The organism is Paraburkholderia sp. BGA-UO-ETr-F12 (genome assembly GCF_059567945.1).
Window position 1 is genome coordinate 595,596 of sequence record NZ_JCAQOZ010000056.1, and the last position, 18,096, is coordinate 613,691.

Here is an 18,096-nt window from a genome sequence, read left to right on the forward strand (position 1 = left end):
GGGACATCATGCAAGTCACCCACGAAAACGTTGTCGACTATCGCGTGAATGACGGCATTGCCACGCTCACGATGAATCGTCCCGAGTATCACAACGCGCAGAACTCAAAGATGACGTATGCGCTCGACGCTGCGTTCAAGCGTGCGTCGAACGACGATGCGGTGAAGGTCATCGTGCTCGCCGGTGCAGGCAGGCATTTTTCGGCGGGCCACGATATCGGCACACCGGGCCGCGACATCGATCAGTCGTTCGAGCGCGCCTCGCTCTGGTACGACCATGTTGGCAAGGAGGGCGGCGAGTTTCTGTACGCCCGCGAACAGGAGGTCTATCTCGGCATGTGCCGCCGCTGGCGCGATCTGCCCAAGCCGACCATCGCGATGGTGCAGGGGGCATGCGTAGCGGGCGGCCTGATGCTGGCCTGGGTGTGCGACCTGATTGTCGCATCGGAGGACGCGTTCTTTTCCGATCCGGTCGTGCGCATGGGCATTCCAGGTGTCGAGTACTTCGCGCACGCGTATGAACTGAATCCGCGCATCGCCAAGGAATTTCTGTTTCTCGGCGAGCGGATGGACGCGGCGCGTGCCTATCAGATGGGTATGGTCAATCGCGTCGTGCCGCGCGAGCGACTCCAGGACGTCACGAGCGAAATCGCTGCGAAGATCGCGCGTATGCCGCGCCTCGGTCTGACGCTGACCAAGCAGGCCGTAAATCATGTCGAGGAATTGCAGGGCAAGCGCGCGGCAATGGATGCGGCGTTCGCCTGGCATCACTTCGCGCATGCGCACAACGAACTGGTGAGCGGCGACAAACTGGGTGGCTATGACGCGCGCAAGATGGCCGAGTCGCAACGGCCTGGCGGCGGCGCGCAGGAGAACGGTAAGGCCGACGGAGAAGCCGCATGAGCGCGACGCTGCATACGCCCCTTTGCGACTTGCTGGGCTGTCGATATCCGATCGTGCAGACGGCGATGGGTTGGGTCGCCGATGCGAGACTCGTCGCCGCAACCTGTAATGCGGGCGGCTTCGGTTTTCTCGCCGGCGCAACGCTTGAGGCCGAACGCGTGGAAGCGGAAATCCTGCGTGTGAAGGAACTGACGGACAAGCCGTTCGGCATCAACTTTCATATGTTCCAGCCGAATGCGGCGCAGGTAGTCGATCTGGCGATCAAACACCGGCTGCGCGCGGTGAGTTACGGCCGCGGGCCGGACGCAAAGACGATCCGTCGCTTCAAGGATGCGGGCGTGATGTGCATTCCCACCGTAGGTGCCCCGAAACACGCGGCCAAAGCGGTCGAGCTGGGCGCCGACGCAGTCACCGTGCAAGGCGCGGAGGGCGGCGGCCATACCGGCTCGATGCCGACGACTTTGCTGTTGCCGCGCGTACTCGATGTAGTGAAGGTGCCGGTGATCGCGGCAGGCGGGTTCTACGACGGGCGCGGTCTCGCGGCGGCGCTCGGCTACGGCGCGGCGGGCATCGCGATGGGCACGCGCTTTCTGATGGCCGAAGAGTCGCCGGTGCCGCGCTCGACGCTCGCGCGCTACGTGGAGGTCGACGATCCTTCGCACATCCGCGTGTCCGCAGCGCTGGACGGCTTGCCGCAACGCATGATCGACAACCCGTATCTGCTGCGTCTCGAAGCATTCGGCCCGCTGCGCCGCACGCTTTTCGCGTTGCGCACGGCTGAAGCATGGCGCCGCCAGAGCGGCATGAGTTTGAGCCAGATGGCCGCGCTCGGTTTCAAGGCGCTGCGCGATCACAGCTACACCGCGAGTCAGACCTTGATGGCGGCGAACGCGCCGTTTCTGATTCAGCGCGCGATTGTCGAAGGCAGGCCGGATGAGGGTGTGCTGCCGAGCGGCCAGGTCGCGGCGGTGATCGGCGCGATCGAACCGTGCGAGACCTTGATTGCACGCATTGTCGAAGAAGCCGTGGTGCGGCTCGACGCACTCGCGGCCATGCGCAGCGAGCCGGTTCACGCATGACATCGCGCATTCCCCAACGCAGCGCATGGCCAGCTAAAGCAAATCAGCATCCTTCATCAGGGACGGAGACATGACAGAACCCATCAATAGCGTCCGCTCGCTGCCGTTCAGAATCGAACGCGAAGGCGGCATCGGCGAACTGGTGATCGACCAGCCGCCGGTCAATGCGCTCGACGCGCGCGGCTGGCAGGCGCTGGCCGATGCCATCGACGCGCTTGGCCGCGACGACAGCGTGCACGTAATCGTGCTGCGCGGCGCAGGGCGTGGCTTTTGCGCGGGCGTCGACATCAAGGAACTGGCCGCGCATCCCGAACGGATCGTGGCGGTCAACGCCGGCAATTACGCGACCTTTCGCGCGGTGCACCGTAATCCGAAGCCGGTGATCGTCGCGGTGCATGGTTTCGTACTGGGCGGCGGTATTGGCATCTGCGGCGCGGCGGACGTGATCGTCGCGTCCGAATGCGCGCGTTTCGGCGTCCCCGAGATCGACCGCGGGGCGATGGGTGGCGGCGCGCATTTGCAGCGCATGTTCGGCGTGCAGAAAGTGCGCGCCATGTATTTCACCGGCGACATGGTCGATGCCGCCGAAGCGTACCGGCTCGGCGCGGTCGAGCGTGTGGTGCCGCGCGAACAACTGCGTGACGCGGCCTTCGAGATTGCCCGCAAGATCGCCGCGAAGAGCCCCGCGATGTTGCAGCTTGCAAAAGAAGCGCTGAACGGTGTCGAAGACGGCGATCTCGAAGACAAATACCGCTGGGAGCAGGGCTTCACCTTGCAGGCGTACATGACGAACGATTCGGCGGAAGCACGCTCGGCCTTCGTCGAAAAACGCGACGCGCAGTTCAACGGCGGCAACGACGCCGAACGCCAGGCCGGAGCACGCGCATGAAGCTCGATTACACGCCGGCGCAACGCGCGTTCCGCGCTGAGATCCGCAGTTGGCTCGCGCTCCATGTGCCGCGCGAACCGCTGCCGAGCTTCGATACCGAGGCGGGTTTTGCCGCGCACCGGGAATGGGAGCGCACGCTGCATTCAGGCCGCTGGAGCATGGTGACGTGGCCGCGCGAACTGGGCGGACGCGGTTGCGATCTGATCGAGTGGCTGATCTTCGAAGAAGAGTACTGGCGCGCCGACGCGCCTATGCGCGTGAACCAGAACGGCATCTTCCTGCTCGGCCCGACCTTGATGGACTTCGGAACGGACGCGCAGAAGGCCCGCTTTCTGCCGGCGATGGCGGCGGGCGAGCACGTATGGGCGCAAGGCTGGTCCGAGCCGAACGCCGGTTCCGACATGGCGGCGATCCGCGCCAGCGCGATCCGTACCGACGAAGGAAAGGGCGGCGAGTACATCCTGAATGGCCAGAAGATCTGGTCGACGCGCGCGGTATGGGCCGACTGGCTGTTCGGCCTGTTTCGCAGCGATCCGCAATCCACGCGCCATCATGGTCTGACCTTCCTGATGGTGCCGCTTGCGACGCCGGGCATCACCGTGCGGCCGATCCGTCAGTTGAACGGCCACACCGGCTTTGCCGAAATTTTCTTCGACGACGTACGCGTGCCGGTCGAAAATCGTCTGGCGGGCGAAGGCATGGGCTGGCAGGTCGCGATGGCGACCGCCGGGTTCGAACGCGGCCTGATGCTGCGTTCGCCCGCGCGTTTTCAGCGCACGGCCGAAGCATTGCGCGCGCTCTACCTCGCGCACCGTGAACAGGCTGATCGCGATCCCACCTTGCGCGAGCGCGTGATCAGCGCGTGGATGGATGCGCAGGCCTACGCACTCTCCACCTACGCGACCGCGAGCCGCTTGCAGGAGGGTGGCCACATCGGTGCGGAATCGAGCACCAACAAGGTGTTCTGGTCCGAACTCGATTTGCGCATGCATCAGACCGCGCTCGATATTCTCGGCGCGCACGCCGAAGTCGTGCCGCAGACGCACGAGCAGCACGCGGCACTCGGCAACTGGCTCGACGGGTTCCTGTTCGCGCAGGCGGGGCCGATCTATGCGGGCACCAACGAGATTCAACGCAACATCGTCGCCGAACGGATGTTGGGTATGCCGCGCTCGTGATGCCGGTGCTGCAAGCATGCAAGCACTTAAGCCGTGGCAGCCGGCATTCAGACGCGTAAAGGATTGAGCGAGGAACTATGGATTTCGTATTCAACGAAGATCAGGAAGCATTGGCCAGCAGCGTCAAGCGCTTTCTGATGACGGAGATGACGCCGGAGTTGATCCGTGAGTTGTGGACTACGCCCACGGGCCGCTCGGAGCGCATGTGGGACATGTTCGCATCGCAAGGGCTGACCGCCGTGTCGGTGCCGGAAAATTTCGATGGGCTGGGACTCGGTGACGTGGAGTGGGCACTGCTTGCGCAGACCTATGGCTATTTCGCGGGACCCGAGCCGTTACTCGATACGGCGCTCGTGGCGGTTGGCATGCTGGAAGGCTTGCCGGCGAGCGGGCAACGCGATGCGTTGTTGCGTGATATCGCGGCGGGTTCGGCGCGAGTGGCGATTGCACATCCGGTGAATCCTTATGTCAGCGACGCGCACGTCGCAAAGGTTCTGTTGTGCGAGCGCGGTGGCGAGCTGCATTGGCTCACGCCCGACGCTTGCAGATTGAATCCGGTGGAGAGCGTCGATCCTTCGCGTCGGCTGTTCGAGCTCGGGTGGCAGGCAACCCCGCACACGCGGGTGGCGACGGTCTCCGAAGCGCAACCCTTGCTGGCGCGCGCACTCGACCGGGGTGCGTTCGCCGTCGCCGCGCAATTGCTCGGGCTCACGCAGCGTGTGCTCGACGTCGCGATCGATTACAGCGCGCAACGCAAACAGTTCGGTAAGCCGATCGGTTCGTATCAGGCGCTCAAGCATCTGCTCGCCGACGTCGCGATTCGCTACGAGTTCGCGCGGCCGGTGGTGTACCGGGCCGCCTGCGCGATCGCCGACAACGACCCGCAGCGCGCGCTCTACGTCTCCCACGCGAAGCTTGCCGCCACCGCCGCGGCGCAACTCGCCGCGCGCCATGCGATGCAGGTGCACGGCGCGATCGGCTACACGTGGGAACTCGACTTGCAGATCTTCATGAAACGCATCTGGGCGCTCTCGGGCAGTTGGGGCGACACGACGTTTCACAAGGCCCGCGTGGCCGACGCGCTGATCGAGTCCTGTGCTCCGATCGGACCGGCCCGCACTTTCGAACTGGAATCGTAATGAAACAGGCTTATATCGTCGATGCGTTGCGCACACCCACCGGTCGCCGCAAAGGCGGACTTGCGCAAGTGCATGCCGCGGATCTCGGCGGCTTCGTATTGAAAGAGCTGGTCGCCCGCAATGGCATTCCCGCCGATGAATACGACGACGTGGTGTTCGGCTGCGTCGATACGATTGGCCCACTGGCGGGCAATATCGCTCGCACCTGCTGGCTCGCCGCCGGTTTGCCGTTGACGGTGCCGGGCGTCACGGTGGACCGGCAATGCGGTTCGTCGCAGCAAGCCGTGCATTTTGCCGCGCAGGCAGTGATGAGCGGCACGCAGGATGTGGTGGTTGCGGGTGGCGTGCAGACCATGACGCAGATTCCGATTTCGTCGGCGATGACGGCGGCCGAGCCGCTTGGTTTCACCGATCCGTTCTCGGGCAGCATCGGCTGGCGCGCGCGGTTCGGCGATGCGCCGGTGTCGCAGTTTCACGCGGCGCAACGGATCGCAGACCACTGGAACCTGTCGCGCGAAACGATGGAACGGTACGCACTGGAGAGTCACCGGCGCGCGTTGGCTGCGATTGAGGGCGGCCACTTTGCGCGCGAGATTGTGCCGTTCGCCGGAGTCGTTCATGACGAGACGCCGCGTAAGGACACCACGCTTGCCAGAATGGCCGCGCTTGAACCGCTGATGCCAGGCGGTGCGCTAACGGCGGCTGTCTCGAGCCAGACTTGCGACGCGGCGGCGGCATTGTTGATCGTCTCCGAAGAGGCGCTCAAGCGTTACGGTCTCACGCCCCGTGCCCGTATTCATCACCTCAGCGTGCTGGGTGACGATCCCCTGTGGATGCTCACCGCGCCGATTCCCGCGACACGTCACGCATTGAAGAAGGCCTGCCTCGCGCTCGCCGACATCGACGTCGTGGAACTGAACGAAGCGTTTGCGTCAGTGGCGCTCGCATGGCTCGCCGAACTGGGTTATCCGCATGAGAAGACCAATCCGAACGGCGGCGCGATTGCGTTAGGTCATCCGCTCGGCGCCACCGGCGCGCGCCTGATGACCACTCTCCTGCACGAGCTTGAACGCACGCAAGGCCGCTACGGTTTGCAGGCAATGTGCGAAGGCGGCGGGCTGGCCAACGTCACGATCATCGAGCGCCTTTAAACGCAACCAGGTGCACTCAGGCGCACTCAGCCGCATCACTGTCTACGAGGATCAAGTATGGGAATCTGCAACGAACGCACCGTGATCATTACCGGGGCGGGAGGAGGGTTGGGCCGCGAATACGCGCTGGCGTTCGCCGCCGAGGGCGCGGCGGTGGTGGTCAACGATATTCGTCGGGAAGCCGCGCAAGCCGTCTGCGACGAGATCGCGCGAGCCGGTGGCCGGGCGCTGGCGAACGCCGACGACATCACGCGGATCGACACGGCGCAACGCATTATCGACGCCACGCATGAGGCCTTCGGCGCGATTCATGTGCTTGTGAACAACGCGGGTATTTGCCGCGACCGGATGTTCACGAGCATGACCGAGAGCGATTGGGATGACGTGATGCGAGTGCATCTACGTGGCCATTTCTGTCTCTCGCAACTGCTGGCACGCGAGTGGCGCGACGCGTCGAAGGCAGGACGCGAGGTGGACGCACGCATTATCAACACAAGTTCGGGGGCGGGTCTGCAAGGGTCGATCGGCCAGGCGAACTATGGCGCGGCCAAGGCGGCCATCGCGGCTTTGACTCTGATGCAGGCCGCGGAATTGCAGCGCTACGGCGTGCGTGTGAACGCATTGGCGCCGGCGGCGCGTACCTCGATGACCGAAGGCGTGTTCGCCGAGATGATGAAAAAGCCCGCCAACGGTTTCGATTACTTCGATCCGGCTAACGTGGCGCCGCTGGTCGTCTGGCTCGGCAGTGCTCAATCGCGCGACGTGACCGGTCAGGTATTCGAAGCGGCGGGGGGCATGATCGCGGTGGCAGAAGGCTGGCGCACGGGGCCGCGCATCGATATCGGCGCGCGCTGGCAAGTCGGCGCGCTGGGGGCCGCGGTGGCGAAGCTGGTCGCGGAACGTGAGCCGGCACAGCAGGTTTACGGAAGCTGACGCGATGAACCTCGCTCTCTCCGAAGAACAGACCATGATTCGCGACTCGGCCGCCGATGTGCTGGCCGAGCGCAGCGCATCGGCGGCGGTGCGGCAGGCGATCGAACACACGGCGGGCCGCGATGAGGCGTTGTGGCGCACGCTCGCCGGCGAACTCGGCTGGTGCGCGCTGACCGTGCCGGAAGCGGCGGGCGGTGCGGGCCTCGGGGCGATGGAGCTGGTGTTACTGATGGAACAGATGGGACGGCGCCTTGCCTGCGTGCCTTATTTCAGCACGGTGTGCCTTGCGGCGACTGCGCTCGCGCAGTGCGAATCGGCCGCAGCTCGCGTGTGGCTCTCGCGGATCGCGGGCGGCGAAGTGAGCGCGACGCTCGCGCTGGATGCGGCGGGTGGTTTCAATACGCGCAAGGCGTCGGCGTACGCCGTGCCCGGCTTTGATACGCGTTCGGTGACGATCTACGCTGAAGAGACGGCTTACGGGTACCGTTTGTCTGGGGCGTTGGCACAGGTTATCGATGGCGCGAGCGCTGATCTCGTGCTGGTGCCCGCCTGGATCGCAAACGAGTCGCAAACCATCGCGCTGTTTGAATTGAACTGCGCCGGTCTTGCGGGCCTCAGCCGTACGCCGCTCACCACGCTGGATGCGACGCGTCCGCTGGCACGTGTTGAACTGAACGTGGTCGATGTGCCGCGCGACGCGCTGCTCGCGTGTGGCGATGAGGCGCAACGTGCGCTCGCAAGGACCGTATGGTTTGCCGCGTTGGCACTGGCCGCTGAACAACTGGGCGGCGCGCAGCAATGCCTTGATCTCACGCTTGCCTATACAGCGGAGCGCGTGCAATTCGGCCGCGCGATCGCGTCGTTTCAGGCGATCAAGCATCGTTGCGCGCAGATGATGGTCGAGATCGAGGCGACCCGTTCGGCCGTGCTCGGCGCGGCACAAGCCTGGGACCAGGCGCGCGATGAAGCAGGGAATCAGGCGGCCGTTTCGTTACCGCCGTCCGTGCTTACCGACATCGCCGCGGCAAAAGCCACCGCCAACGACGCTTTCCGTTTCTGTGCTCAGGAAGCGATTCAACTGCACGGTGGCGTCGGTTTCACCTGGGAGTACGACCCGCAACTGTATTTCAAACGCGCGCAGGCTTGCAGCGCGCAATTCGGCACGACTGCGCAGATGCTGTCGTTTATCGCGGAACACGTGATCGATCGTAGCGAGGCTTCGGCCGTAACCCGGCCCGTGCCACTGGCGCATGCGCATGCGGATCACGTGCAAGCTGTCCTCGCGGGAGTGCTCTGATGAACAGCGAAACGCAGCAGCAATGTTTGCGCGCGGAAGTCGCCGGGTGGATGAGTACCCATCTGCGTGGCGAGTTCGCTTGCCTGCAATACCGTGGTGGCCCCGGCGATGAAGAGGCTTATCCCGCGCTGCGCAAGCAATGGGAACGTGAACTGGCGAGCGGCGGCTGGACCGGGCTGGGCTGGTCGAAAGAACAGGGCGGTCGTGCGATGTCCGTCGCCGAACAGGTGATTTTTCACGAGGAATACGCCCGCGCCGGCGGTCCAGGGCGTATGGGCCATATCGGCGAGGGTTTGCTCGGGCCGACTTTGATCGCGTGCGGCACCGACGATCAGCGCCGACGGTTTTTGCCCGGGATACTGAACGGCACGCAGTTCTGGTGCCAGGGGTATTCGGAACCCGGTGCGGGTTCGGACCTCGCGAACGTCCGCACACGCGCGGTCCGCGACGGGAGCGGCAATTGGCGTGTGCATGGCCAGAAAGTCTGGACCTCGCTCGCGCACGATTCCGACTGGATCTTTGTGATTGCGCGCACCGACGCCGAATCGCGCGGCAATCGCGGACTCTCGTTCCTGTTGATGCCGCTCGATCAACCCGGCATCGAGATTCGCCCGATCAAACAATTGAACGGCGGAGCCGAGTTCAACGAGGTGTTCTTCGACGGCGCACTCGTGGCCGCCGAAGATCTGGTCGGCACGCCGGGCGACGGCTGGCGCATTGCGATGACCTTGCTCGGTTTCGAGCGCGGCATGTCCACGCTGGGTCAGCAGATGCAGTTCATCCGCGAGCTCGAATGGGTGGTCGACGCGGCACATGAGGCGGGTGTGGCGAACGATCCGCTGGTTCGTCAACGGATCGCGCGGGCGTGGACCGGCTTACGCGTGATGCGCTACAACGCGCTGCGGATGCTGGCGGGCGCCTCTGCCGATGAAAACGGCGCCGGCGCGTTGAGCCGCGAAGCGCTGATCTACAAATACTACTGGTCGAACTGGCATCGCGATCTGGGCCAACTGGCGATGGACGTGCTGGGCCTCGACGCCAATCTGATCGACAGCAGCGACGCGAAACGTACCCGTCTGCAAGGCGTGTTCCTTTTCTCGCGCGCCGACACCATCTACGCGGGCACCAACGAAATCCAACTGAACATCATGGCCGAGCGCGGGCTCGGTATGCCCAGAGAACCTCGAGGAACACTATGAACGAATTCCAAACGGTGCGTACCGCGCCTGCCTATGTGCCGGGCCATCGACTGCTGGCGGGTAAATCCGTGCTGATTACGGCGGCTGCCGGTGCGGGCATCGGTTTCGCCGCCGCCAAACGCTGCGCCGAAGAAGGTTGCCGCGCGCTTTTCATCTCCGACATTCACGAGCGGCGTCTTGAGCAGGCGGTCGACACCTTGCGCGCCGAAACCGGCTTACAGGCGATTTACGGACGCTTGTGCAACGTTTCGGTGGAACAGGACGTACGCACGCTGGTGGCGGATGCCGAAGACCGGCTGCAAGGCGTCGACGTGCTGATCAACAATGCCGGGCTCGGTGGCGCGCGTCGCATCGTCGAAATGGACGATGCCGAATGGTCGCGGGTGATCGACATTAGCCTCACCGGCACCTTCCGCATGACACGGGCAATCCTGCCGCACATGCAGCAGCGAGGCCGGGGCGTGATCGTGAACAACGCGTCGGTGCTCGGCTGGCGGGCGCAGGCGGAACAGGCGCATTACGCGGCAGCGAAGGCCGGCGTGATGGCGCTGACGCGCTGCGCCGCGCTCGAGGCCGCGCCGTATGGCGTGCGTATCAACGCGGTGGCGCCGAGCATTGCACTGCACGATTTTCTGAAGAAGTCGGCTTCGGCCGACCTGCTCGATCAACTGGCGTCGCGTGAAGCATTCGGACGCGCTGCCGAAGTGTGGGAGGTGGCGAACGTGATGGTCTTTCTGGCAAGCGACTACGCGTCGTATATGACTGGCGAAGTGCTGTCGGTCAGCAGTCAGCACGCGTGATGGAGCGCGTTATGACTGAAGTCGGCGACATCGGCAGCACCCGTGGCGTTGGCAGTGTGAGCGACGTTGACGGCCATGGCCAGCCCGCTCGCATATTCGCCCATCCCGAAGCGCTGATAGCGGCCGTGGGTGAAACGCTCGGCGCGAGCGAATGGCTCGCGATCGATCAGGCGCGCATCGATCTGTTCGCCGAAGCGACGCTCGATCACCAGTGGATTCACGTCGATGCCGAGCGCGCTCGCCATGGTCCGTTTGGCGGCTGTATCGCGCACGGCTTTCTCACGCTCTCGCTCGTTAATTTTTTCTTGCCGCAGATCGTGCGTGTCGACGGCGCGCGGCTCGGCGTCAATTACGGCTGCGACAAGATCCGCTTTCCCGCGCCGGTGCGAGCCGGCGCGCGCATTCGTGGCGTCGGCCAGTTGTTGCGCGCCGAAGCGATTGAAGGCGGCGTGCAGGCCTGGATTCGCGTGAGCGTGGAAATCGACGGCGAGACCAAACCCGGTTGCGTAGCGGACACCATCAGCCGCTACTACCTGTAGAAACCTGTAGAACCCGTAGAGGAAATCTCATGAACGAAGCGGTCATCGTCTCGGTTGCGCGCACACCGATCGGCAAGGCATTTCGCGGTGTGTTCAACGACACCGAAGCGCCCGCGCTCGGCGGCCACGTGGTGCGCGCCGCGGTCGAACGCGCGCAACTCGACCCTGCCGAGATCGACGACGTGTTGATGGGCTGCGCCGCCCAGCAGGGAAGCCAGGGCTACAACATCGGCCGGCTCTCGGCGGCCGCGGCCGGTTTGCCGGCTTCGGTGCCGGGCATGGCGATGGACCGGATGTGCTCGTCGGGCTTGATGACAATCGCGACCGCCGCACAGAACATCTTGTGCGGCGATGCGCGGATCGTGGTGGCCGGCGGCGTGGAGTCGATCACGCTCACGCAGAACAAGCACAAGAATGCGTACCGCGCGCGTTCCGAGGCGGTGCTCGCGTATCAGCCGGCTGCCTATATGGCGATGATCGAAACGGCGGAAATCGTCTCGCGCCGGTACGGCATTTCACGTGAGGCGCAGGACGAGTACGCGCTGACGAGTCAGCAGCGCACGGCGGCGGCTCAGGCTGCGGGCCGCTTCGACGAAGAGATCGTGCCCCTCGACGCGCAGCGCGCGCTGTTCGACAAGGAAGGCAAGCCGGCCGGCAGCGAAAGCGTGCGGGCGAACCGCGACGAATGCAATCGTGCCGATACCAGCGCGGCCAGTCTGGCGGCGCTCAAGCCGGTCTGGAGCGGCGGCGAGGCGGTCGCGCAGGGCGAATTCATTACCGCGGGCAATGCATCGCAACTGTCCGACGGCGCGGCGGCGGTGGTTGTGATGAGCGCGGCGGCGGCGAAGCAGCGCGGTTTGCCGCCGCTCGGCATTTATCGCGGCATGGCAGTCGCGGGCTGCGAAGCCGACGAAATGGGTATCGGTCCGGCGCTCGCGGTGCCGAAACTACTGGCGCGCCATCGGCTGACGGTGAATGACATCGGGCTGTGGGAGATGAATGAGGCGTTCGCGTGCCAGGTGATCTACTGCCGCGATCAACTGCATATTCCGGCGGACCGTCTGAACGTGAATGGCGGTGCGATCTCGGTTGGCCATCCGTTCGGGATGTCCGGCACCCGTATGACGATGCACGGCTTGCTTGAAGCGCGGCGGCGCGGCGTGCGCTATCTCGTCATAACGATGTGCGTCGGCGGCGGCATGGGCGCTGCGGCACTCTTCGAAATAGCGGCGTAGATCGCACTCGGAGCTTTGCATGGAACCAGAGTAAGTGCTCTGCGTGGGGCCTGAATAGCGCCAAGGCGCGAACTCCGGCCGACACGCCAAAGCGCGAACTCTGGTCGACAGGAGACAAAAAAATGAAATCGACACTACCCGGTTTGCTGCTTTCTGCTGCCGTGCTGGGCGCGGCGCTGTTTGCGTTTTCGCCTCGCCCGCTGCCGGCTTTCGCTGCGACTGCCATTCAGGCCGACCGCCTGCAGATCAACGGACTTGCCCGAGCGGGCACGCGTCTCGTCGCGGTGGGCGAGCGAGGCGTCATTCTGTTGAGCGACGACGCGGGCGCGTCCTGGCGGCAAGCCGCGATGGCCTCCGACGAAGCGTCCGCGCTTACCCAGGTGTTTTTTATCACGCCGCGTATCGGCATCGCGGTAGGACATGACGGCTGGATCGTACGTACCGTCGATGGCGGCGCGCATTGGAGCGAGGTGCACTTCGATCGCAAGCATTCGGACCCGCTGCTGTCGGTGTGGGGCAATGCGAGCGGACTCGTGTTCGCGAGCGGCAGCTTCGGCCAGTTGCTCGTTTCGCACGATGCGGGCGCCACCTGGACTCAACAGAAAACGCCCGCCGACGATCGGCACCTGAACGCGATTGCCGGCGATGCAAGTGGCCGTTTGATCATCGCCGGCGAAACCGGCACGCTGCTCCTCTCGACCGACAACGGCGCGAACTGGGAGAAGCGGCCCGTGCCCTATCAGGGTTCGCTATTCGGCGTGCTGAAGCTGGAGAACGGCGACTGGCTCGCATACGGCATGCGCGGCAACGTGCTGCGCAGTACCGATCAGGGCAGCACGTGGACGCATATCGACAGTCACGTCGGCACCTCGTATTTCGGCGCGGTGCAACTGTCCGACGGCGAACTGGTGCTGGTCGGCCAGGGCGGTGCGATCGTGATCTCGCGCGATAACGGACAGAGCTTCACGGTGCGCAAGGTGGGCGGCGTGCAGAGCCTCGCGGCCGTGGTCGACGCCGGGCATGGCGAGCTGGCGTTGGGCGGGGAGGCGGGCGTGGCGTTGCTGCCGGTTTCGCCGGCGGCCCAGCCACCGCTTGCGCCGCTGCACGCGTCGCCCGGCGCGTCACCGTCCTGAATCCTTCGGTTTCGTTCGCCGAATTCCATAGCGCGCCCGCCGGCCACCGACTCGCCACGCCCGCCGCGCTCCCCGTTGTTTTGCCGTGAGACGCACCATGAACGCATCGTCCCGTCCTTCTTCGTCCCGCCTTTCGCGTTTTGTCGAGCGCTGCGCCGACGCCATCATGCGGCACCGGCGCATTCTGCTGACGCTGTGTCTCGCGGTGACCGTCGCGCTGGGCTGGTCCGCGACGCGTCTGCGGCTCGATCCCGGGTTCAACAAGATGATCCCGATGCAGCACCCGTATATGCAGGTGTTCAACCGCTATGCGAGTGCTTTTCCGGGCGCCAACACGATTCTCGTGAGTCTGCGCTGGAAGGGCCGCGGCGACATCTACAACCCGGCGTTCATGGACGATCTGCGCCACGCGACCGATGACGTGTTCTTCATTCCCGGCGTGAACCGCTCGCGCGTGTTTTCGCTGTTCACGCCGAATGTGCGCTATACGGAGGTCACCGAAGCGGGTTTTCGCGGCGACGTGGTCGTGCCTGGCCAATTTAGCAGCAGCAATCCCGACGATCTCGCCAAAGTGCGCCGCAACGTGGCGCGTTCAGGGCAGATCGGCCGATTGGTCGGTAACGACCTGCATTCCGCGCTGATTCGCGCGGAGTTGCGCGAGACCGATCCGGTTACCGGCAAGCATCTGGATTACAGCGCGGTGGCGCGGCAACTCGAACAGATCCGTGCGCGCTATTCGAACCAGCATGTCGAGGTCGACATTATCGGCTTCGCGAAGCTCGTGGGAGATGTGGAGGCGGGAATCAGCGGCGTAATCGGCTTTTTCGCCCTCGCATTCCTGATTACGGCTGCGTTGCTGTTTGCCTACACGCGCTCGGCGAAGACCACGGTGCTTGCGCTGTTCGTCGCGTTGCTGCCGGTGGTGTGGCTGCTCGGCGCGTTGCCGGTGCTGGGCCTCGGTATCGATCCGATGTCGATCCTCGTGCCGTTTCTGATTTTCTCGATTGGCGTTTCGCACGCCGTGCAGATGACCAATGCGTGGAAGCAGGCGCTGGTTGCGGGCATGTCCTCGACCGATGCCGCCCGCGACGCTTTTCGCAAGTTGTTCGTGCCGGGCACCGTTGCACTGCTGACGAATGCGCTGGGCTTTATGGTGATCATGCGCATCCAGATCGAGATCGTGCGTGAGTTAGGCGTCACGGCGTGCCTCGGTGTACTGCTGATGATCGTCACCAACAAGGTTTTTCTGCCGATTCTTTTGTCGTACACACGATTGGAAGCCGGCACCCTGGCGCGTGCAAAAAACCGCGCGGCGCAGGGTGGCAGCCGCCTGTGGACGCGCTTCGCGATGTTCGCGCGTCCCGCGCCCGCTCTCGGCGTGTTCGTTATCGCGCTGTTATTGCTCGCCTTCGGCGCGAGGGAGTCGCGCAAGCTTCAGATTGGCGACATTGGCGCCGGCGCGCCCGAGCTACGCGCCACTTCGCGCTATAACCTCGATAACGCGCGCATCACGAGTCAGTACAACATTGGCGTCGATGCGCTCGCGGTGATTGTCGAGACCACCGGCTACGACGATGCCTGTCTGCATTACCCGGTGATGAGCGCAATCGAGCGCTTCGAGATGGAGATGCGCGGTGTGGCGGGCGTGCAGTCGGTGGTGAGCGTGCCTTCGCTTGCGAAGATTTCGATTGCCGCTTTCAACGAAGGCAATCCGCGCTGGGGTGCACTGCCGCGTTCGAGCGATGGCCTTACCCAGGGTTCGAGCGCATTCGATCCCGACAACGGTATGAACACCGAGAACTGTCAGGCGATTCAGGTGTTGATCTACACCACTGATCACGAGGGCAAGACGATCGCGCATATCGTCGATGAGATCAAACGTCTGGCGGCGCAGGATCACACGCCGAATATCGCTTTCAGGCTCGCGGGCGGCAATGTCGGCGTGATGGCGGCGACCAACGAAGCGGTTGGCGACGCCGAGGTGGCGATGTTGCTGTCGATTTTCGGTGCGATCGCGTTGCTGTGCTTCGTGACCTTCCGGTCGTGGCGTGCGGTGTTGTGCATCGTCGTGCCGCTGACCGTGGTGTCGATTTTGTGCAACGCGGTGATGGCGTGGCTCGGTATCGGGCTGAAGGTCGCCACCTTGCCGGTGATTACGCTGGGTGTGGGGGTGGGCGTCGACTACGGCATCTACCTGTACGAACGTTTGCAGCATGAAGTGCGCGGCGGAGCCTCGTTGCCCGAAGCGTTCGCGGCGGCGATGCGGCAACGCGGCACCGCGGCCTTGTTTACCGCGGTGACCATGTTCATCGGCGTGGGGACATGGGCGTTCTCCGCACTCAAGTTTCAGGTGGATATGGGGGTGCTGCTTGCCTTCATGTTTCTCGTCAACCTGTTCGGTGCGGTGTTTCTGTTGCCGGCGCTGGCGGCATGGCTTGGGGTGGAGCGGGCGGAGCGGCGCGCGGGTTCGCGGATCGGCGCAGCGGGCGTGGCCGTTACGAACGTACGAAACCCGACCGGGGCGGCTGATGCACCTGTGCGCGGTGCTGCACCGGCTCCTGGCGAGGTCGAGCCGGCTGCGCTCGAGCATGGCAATCCGGGGCGCTAACGACGTGCGGGTGCCGTGCAAACAACGCGCGGGCGAGGCGCTGAGGCGTAGCTGAAGTCCCTAGTCCATCGGGACGATGAAGGCGGAGTGCGTGGCGCTTATCGTCAGGCGTGAGCACGAAAATCTGCCCGCGCTCTGCAGAAGTATTGATGACGGCGGCTAATCAGAAGCGCCGTCTTTTCCATTGGAGGAGATAAGAGATGTCCGCACGGCCCTACAGAATTGAAGCGCAGCCGTTGGTGCAGCGATATGCACGCGGCTGGCATTGTCTTGGTCTTGCCAGCGAATACAAGGATGGCAAGCCGCATACGCTGAACATTTTTGGCCAACGTCTTGCTGCGTTCATGGATTCACAGGGGAAGGTGAACGTGGTCGATGGCTACTGCCCGCACATGGGTGGTGATCTGAGCACTGGCCGTGTGGACGGCGACACGCTGGTGTGTCCGTTTCACGGCTGGCAGTGGGACGGCGAAGGCAACTGCCAGTCGATTCCGTACTGCAAGCGGATTCCGCCGAAGGCCAGGATCGGCGCCTGGCAGACTTGCGAACAGAACCAGTTGCTGTTCATCTGGCATGACCCCGAGGGCAATACGCCGGGCGAAGATGTTGCGATTCCCCGTATCGACGCATGTTTTTCCGACGAATGGTCCGATTGGGTTGTGGATCTGATGAAGATCGACACGAACTGCCGCGAGCTGGTCGACAACATCTCCGACATGGCTCACTTTGCTACTGTGCACGGCGCGCCGGTCGATTATTTCGCGAATCTGTTCGAAGGGCATAAGGCAACGCAATTGCTGGTTGGCCGCAGCGAGCGGCTGGGGGATGACGAACTGATCGCGCTGTCCACGTACTTTGGTCCGGCATATCACATCACGGAAATGACGGGTAAGAGTGGTGGTCATCCGATTCATTCGATTCTGCTGAACTGTCATGTGCCGGTCGATATGAACAGCTTCGAATTGCGGTATGGCGTGATGGTGAAGAAGGTGCCGGGTTTATCCGACGAGCAGAACATGGAGATTGCGCGTGCTTATTCGAAGCAGGCGCAGGCTGCGTTTTATGAGGACGTCGCGATCTGGGATACGAAGACGCGGATTGACAATCCGCTGTTGTGTGAGGGTGATGGTCCGTTGTATCAGATGCGTGATTGGTACTCGCAGTTTTATGTCGACGCCGCGGAGGTGCGGCCTTCCAGTACGGCGAGAAAGGTCGTGGAGATTAAGGTTCGGGAGGGGGCGGGGAGGGGTGGGGCCTTGCGGCATGTGTTTGAAGAGTGAAAGATGAGGGGCCTGTTCGGCGGTTTTGTTGTTGAGCTGTATTTTGGGCGTTGTCTTGCAGGGTTTGTGGTCTGCTCTGTTGTTGGTCTTTTGGCCTTTCCTTGAATTGTTAGTGGTCTATTAGCGTTGCCCCTGTGCGGGGCGGCACCTACTTCTCTTTGCCGCCGCAAAGAGAAGTAGGCAAGAGAAAGCGGCTCAAACCGCTAATTCTTAAGCGGGTCCCCCGCGCAGCCACGGTAGTGGTGCATCTGGAATCTGTGTTCTCGCACATTCCGCGTTAGTGACAAGGCAGTCATACCTCCGGCGGCGCTGCGCGCGCCGATACCCAGTTCTGAACACCACCCGCTTCGTTTTGCGGTGCGCCGTACGTGGCGCGATGGCACCTCCAGAATGCCATGTTGCTTCTGCATTGGTACCTCGCCACGGCGAAGCCGTGGCTCCGCTGTGCGAAGTAAACCCGCCGGTTTCCCTGGCAGACCCGTCCGCGACGCACGTAGTGCGGAGTGGGAGCTGATGAGCCCTTTGTCAACGGCGCGGAGTGTGCGAGGCGACAGATTCCAGATGCACCACTACCGTGGCTGTGCGGGGGACCCGCTTATGAGCTGGCGGTGTGGGGCCTGTCAGTAATTTCGTGTTTGAGGCATAACATGTCGCCAAGGAGTGACTATGCCTCGCAAACCGAAAGCCAAGCCGGTAGACCTGCCGGCAATTCCCGCCGAGCTGCTTGAACAGTT

At 63.7% G+C, this 18,096-nt stretch carries 15 protein-coding genes; all 15 read left to right on the forward strand.

What is annotated here, in order from left to right; all coding sequences use genetic code 11:
* Nucleotides 1-8: 8 nt before the first annotated feature.
* Nucleotides 9-902, forward strand: coding sequence for an enoyl-CoA hydratase (locus AC57B6_RS26700; protein ID WP_106352907.1), 894 nt, complete (start codon nt 9-11; stop codon nt 900-902).
* Nucleotides 899-1,981 (forward strand): NAD(P)H-dependent flavin oxidoreductase, encoded by a 1,083-nt coding sequence (locus AC57B6_RS26705; RefSeq protein ID WP_178370260.1) that lies wholly within the window; start codon nt 899-901, stop codon nt 1,979-1,981. Before AC57B6_RS26700 ends, AC57B6_RS26705 begins: the two co-directional genes overlap by 4 nt.
* A gap of 70 nt (nt 1,982-2,051) precedes the next feature.
* On the forward strand, nt 2,052-2,870 hold the full coding sequence (locus AC57B6_RS26710) for an enoyl-CoA hydratase family protein (RefSeq protein WP_491564950.1): 819 nt from the start codon (nt 2,052-2,054) through the stop codon (nt 2,868-2,870).
* Complete coding sequence (locus AC57B6_RS26715; protein ID WP_496422431.1) at nt 2,867-4,048, forward strand: acyl-CoA dehydrogenase family protein; 1,182 nt, start codon at nt 2,867-2,869, stop codon at nt 4,046-4,048. Before AC57B6_RS26710 ends, AC57B6_RS26715 begins: the two co-directional genes overlap by 4 nt.
* Nucleotides 4,049-4,125: 77 nt before the next feature.
* Nucleotides 4,126-5,187 carry an acyl-CoA dehydrogenase family protein gene (locus AC57B6_RS26720; protein ID WP_474632960.1) on the forward strand — a complete coding sequence of 354 codons (1,062 nt, stop codon included), beginning with the start codon at nt 4,126-4,128 and terminating at the stop codon, nt 5,185-5,187.
* Complete coding sequence (locus AC57B6_RS26725) at nt 5,187-6,338, forward strand: acetyl-CoA C-acetyltransferase (protein ID WP_183796647.1); 1,152 nt, start codon at nt 5,187-5,189, stop codon at nt 6,336-6,338. The genes AC57B6_RS26720 and AC57B6_RS26725 overlap by 1 nt, the downstream gene beginning before the upstream one ends.
* Before the next feature lie 57 nt (nt 6,339-6,395).
* Nucleotides 6,396-7,271: an SDR family oxidoreductase gene (locus AC57B6_RS26730; RefSeq protein ID WP_496422432.1), complete on the forward strand. Its 876-nt coding sequence runs from the start codon at nt 6,396-6,398 to the stop codon at nt 7,269-7,271.
* 4 nt (nt 7,272-7,275) lie between these two features.
* The gene (locus AC57B6_RS26735; RefSeq protein WP_496422433.1) at nt 7,276-8,568 is read left to right on the forward strand and encodes an acyl-CoA dehydrogenase family protein; all 1,293 of its coding nucleotides are present in this window, start codon (nt 7,276-7,278) and stop codon (nt 8,566-8,568) included.
* On the forward strand, nt 8,568-9,767 hold the full coding sequence (locus AC57B6_RS26740; RefSeq protein ID WP_496422434.1) for an acyl-CoA dehydrogenase family protein: 1,200 nt from the start codon (nt 8,568-8,570) through the stop codon (nt 9,765-9,767). Before AC57B6_RS26735 ends, AC57B6_RS26740 begins: the two co-directional genes overlap by 1 nt.
* Nucleotides 9,764-10,567, forward strand: coding sequence for an SDR family oxidoreductase (locus AC57B6_RS26745; RefSeq protein ID WP_496422435.1), 804 nt, complete (start codon nt 9,764-9,766; stop codon nt 10,565-10,567). Before AC57B6_RS26740 ends, AC57B6_RS26745 begins: the two co-directional genes overlap by 4 nt.
* 11 nt (nt 10,568-10,578) lie before the next feature.
* Nucleotides 10,579-11,106 carry a MaoC family dehydratase gene (locus AC57B6_RS26750; RefSeq protein ID WP_496422436.1) on the forward strand — a complete coding sequence of 176 codons (528 nt, stop codon included), beginning with the start codon at nt 10,579-10,581 and terminating at the stop codon, nt 11,104-11,106.
* 29 nt (nt 11,107-11,135) lie between these two features.
* Nucleotides 11,136-12,341: an acetyl-CoA C-acyltransferase gene (locus AC57B6_RS26755; RefSeq protein WP_496422437.1), complete on the forward strand. Its 1,206-nt coding sequence runs from the start codon at nt 11,136-11,138 to the stop codon at nt 12,339-12,341.
* 122 nt (nt 12,342-12,463) lie between these two features.
* Nucleotides 12,464-13,474 (forward strand): beta propeller repeat protein, encoded by a 1,011-nt coding sequence (locus AC57B6_RS26760; RefSeq protein ID WP_030098884.1) that lies wholly within the window; start codon nt 12,464-12,466, stop codon nt 13,472-13,474.
* 97 nt (nt 13,475-13,571) lie between these two features.
* Nucleotides 13,572-16,082, forward strand: a complete 2,511-nt coding sequence (locus AC57B6_RS26765; protein WP_496422438.1) for an efflux RND transporter permease subunit — start codon at nt 13,572-13,574, stop codon at nt 16,080-16,082.
* Nucleotides 16,083-16,282: 200 nt separating this feature from the next.
* A complete protein-coding gene (locus tag AC57B6_RS26770; protein ID WP_444514624.1) occupies nt 16,283-17,362 on the forward strand; it encodes a 3-ketosteroid-9-alpha-monooxygenase, oxygenase component in 1,080 nt (359 codons plus the stop codon).
* Nucleotides 17,363-18,096: the final 734 nt, after the last annotated feature.

Coding starts and splice junctions, on each gene's coding strand:
- AC57B6_RS26765 (WP_496422438.1), top strand. CDS start 13,572: ATGAACGCATCGTCCCGTCCTTCTTCGTCCCGCCTTTCGCGTTTTGTC.
- AC57B6_RS26715 (WP_496422431.1), top strand. CDS start 2,867: ATGAAGCTCGATTACACGCCGGCGCAACGCGCGTTCCGCGCTGAGATC.
- AC57B6_RS26750 (WP_496422436.1), top strand. CDS start 10,579: ATGACTGAAGTCGGCGACATCGGCAGCACCCGTGGCGTTGGCAGTGTG.
- AC57B6_RS26720 (WP_474632960.1), top strand. CDS start 4,126: ATGGATTTCGTATTCAACGAAGATCAGGAAGCATTGGCCAGCAGCGTC.
- AC57B6_RS26730 (WP_496422432.1), top strand. CDS start 6,396: ATGGGAATCTGCAACGAACGCACCGTGATCATTACCGGGGCGGGAGGA.
- AC57B6_RS26755 (WP_496422437.1), top strand. CDS start 11,136: ATGAACGAAGCGGTCATCGTCTCGGTTGCGCGCACACCGATCGGCAAG.
- AC57B6_RS26745 (WP_496422435.1), top strand. CDS start 9,764: ATGAACGAATTCCAAACGGTGCGTACCGCGCCTGCCTATGTGCCGGGC.
- AC57B6_RS26700 (WP_106352907.1), top strand. CDS start 9: ATGCAAGTCACCCACGAAAACGTTGTCGACTATCGCGTGAATGACGGC.
- AC57B6_RS26770 (WP_444514624.1), top strand. CDS start 16,283: ATGTCCGCACGGCCCTACAGAATTGAAGCGCAGCCGTTGGTGCAGCGA.
- AC57B6_RS26760 (WP_030098884.1), top strand. CDS start 12,464: ATGAAATCGACACTACCCGGTTTGCTGCTTTCTGCTGCCGTGCTGGGC.
- AC57B6_RS26705 (WP_178370260.1), top strand. CDS start 899: ATGAGCGCGACGCTGCATACGCCCCTTTGCGACTTGCTGGGCTGTCGA.
- AC57B6_RS26735 (WP_496422433.1), top strand. CDS start 7,276: ATGAACCTCGCTCTCTCCGAAGAACAGACCATGATTCGCGACTCGGCC.
- AC57B6_RS26710 (WP_491564950.1), top strand. CDS start 2,052: ATGACAGAACCCATCAATAGCGTCCGCTCGCTGCCGTTCAGAATCGAA.
- AC57B6_RS26725 (WP_183796647.1), top strand. CDS start 5,187: ATGAAACAGGCTTATATCGTCGATGCGTTGCGCACACCCACCGGTCGC.
- AC57B6_RS26740 (WP_496422434.1), top strand. CDS start 8,568: ATGAACAGCGAAACGCAGCAGCAATGTTTGCGCGCGGAAGTCGCCGGG.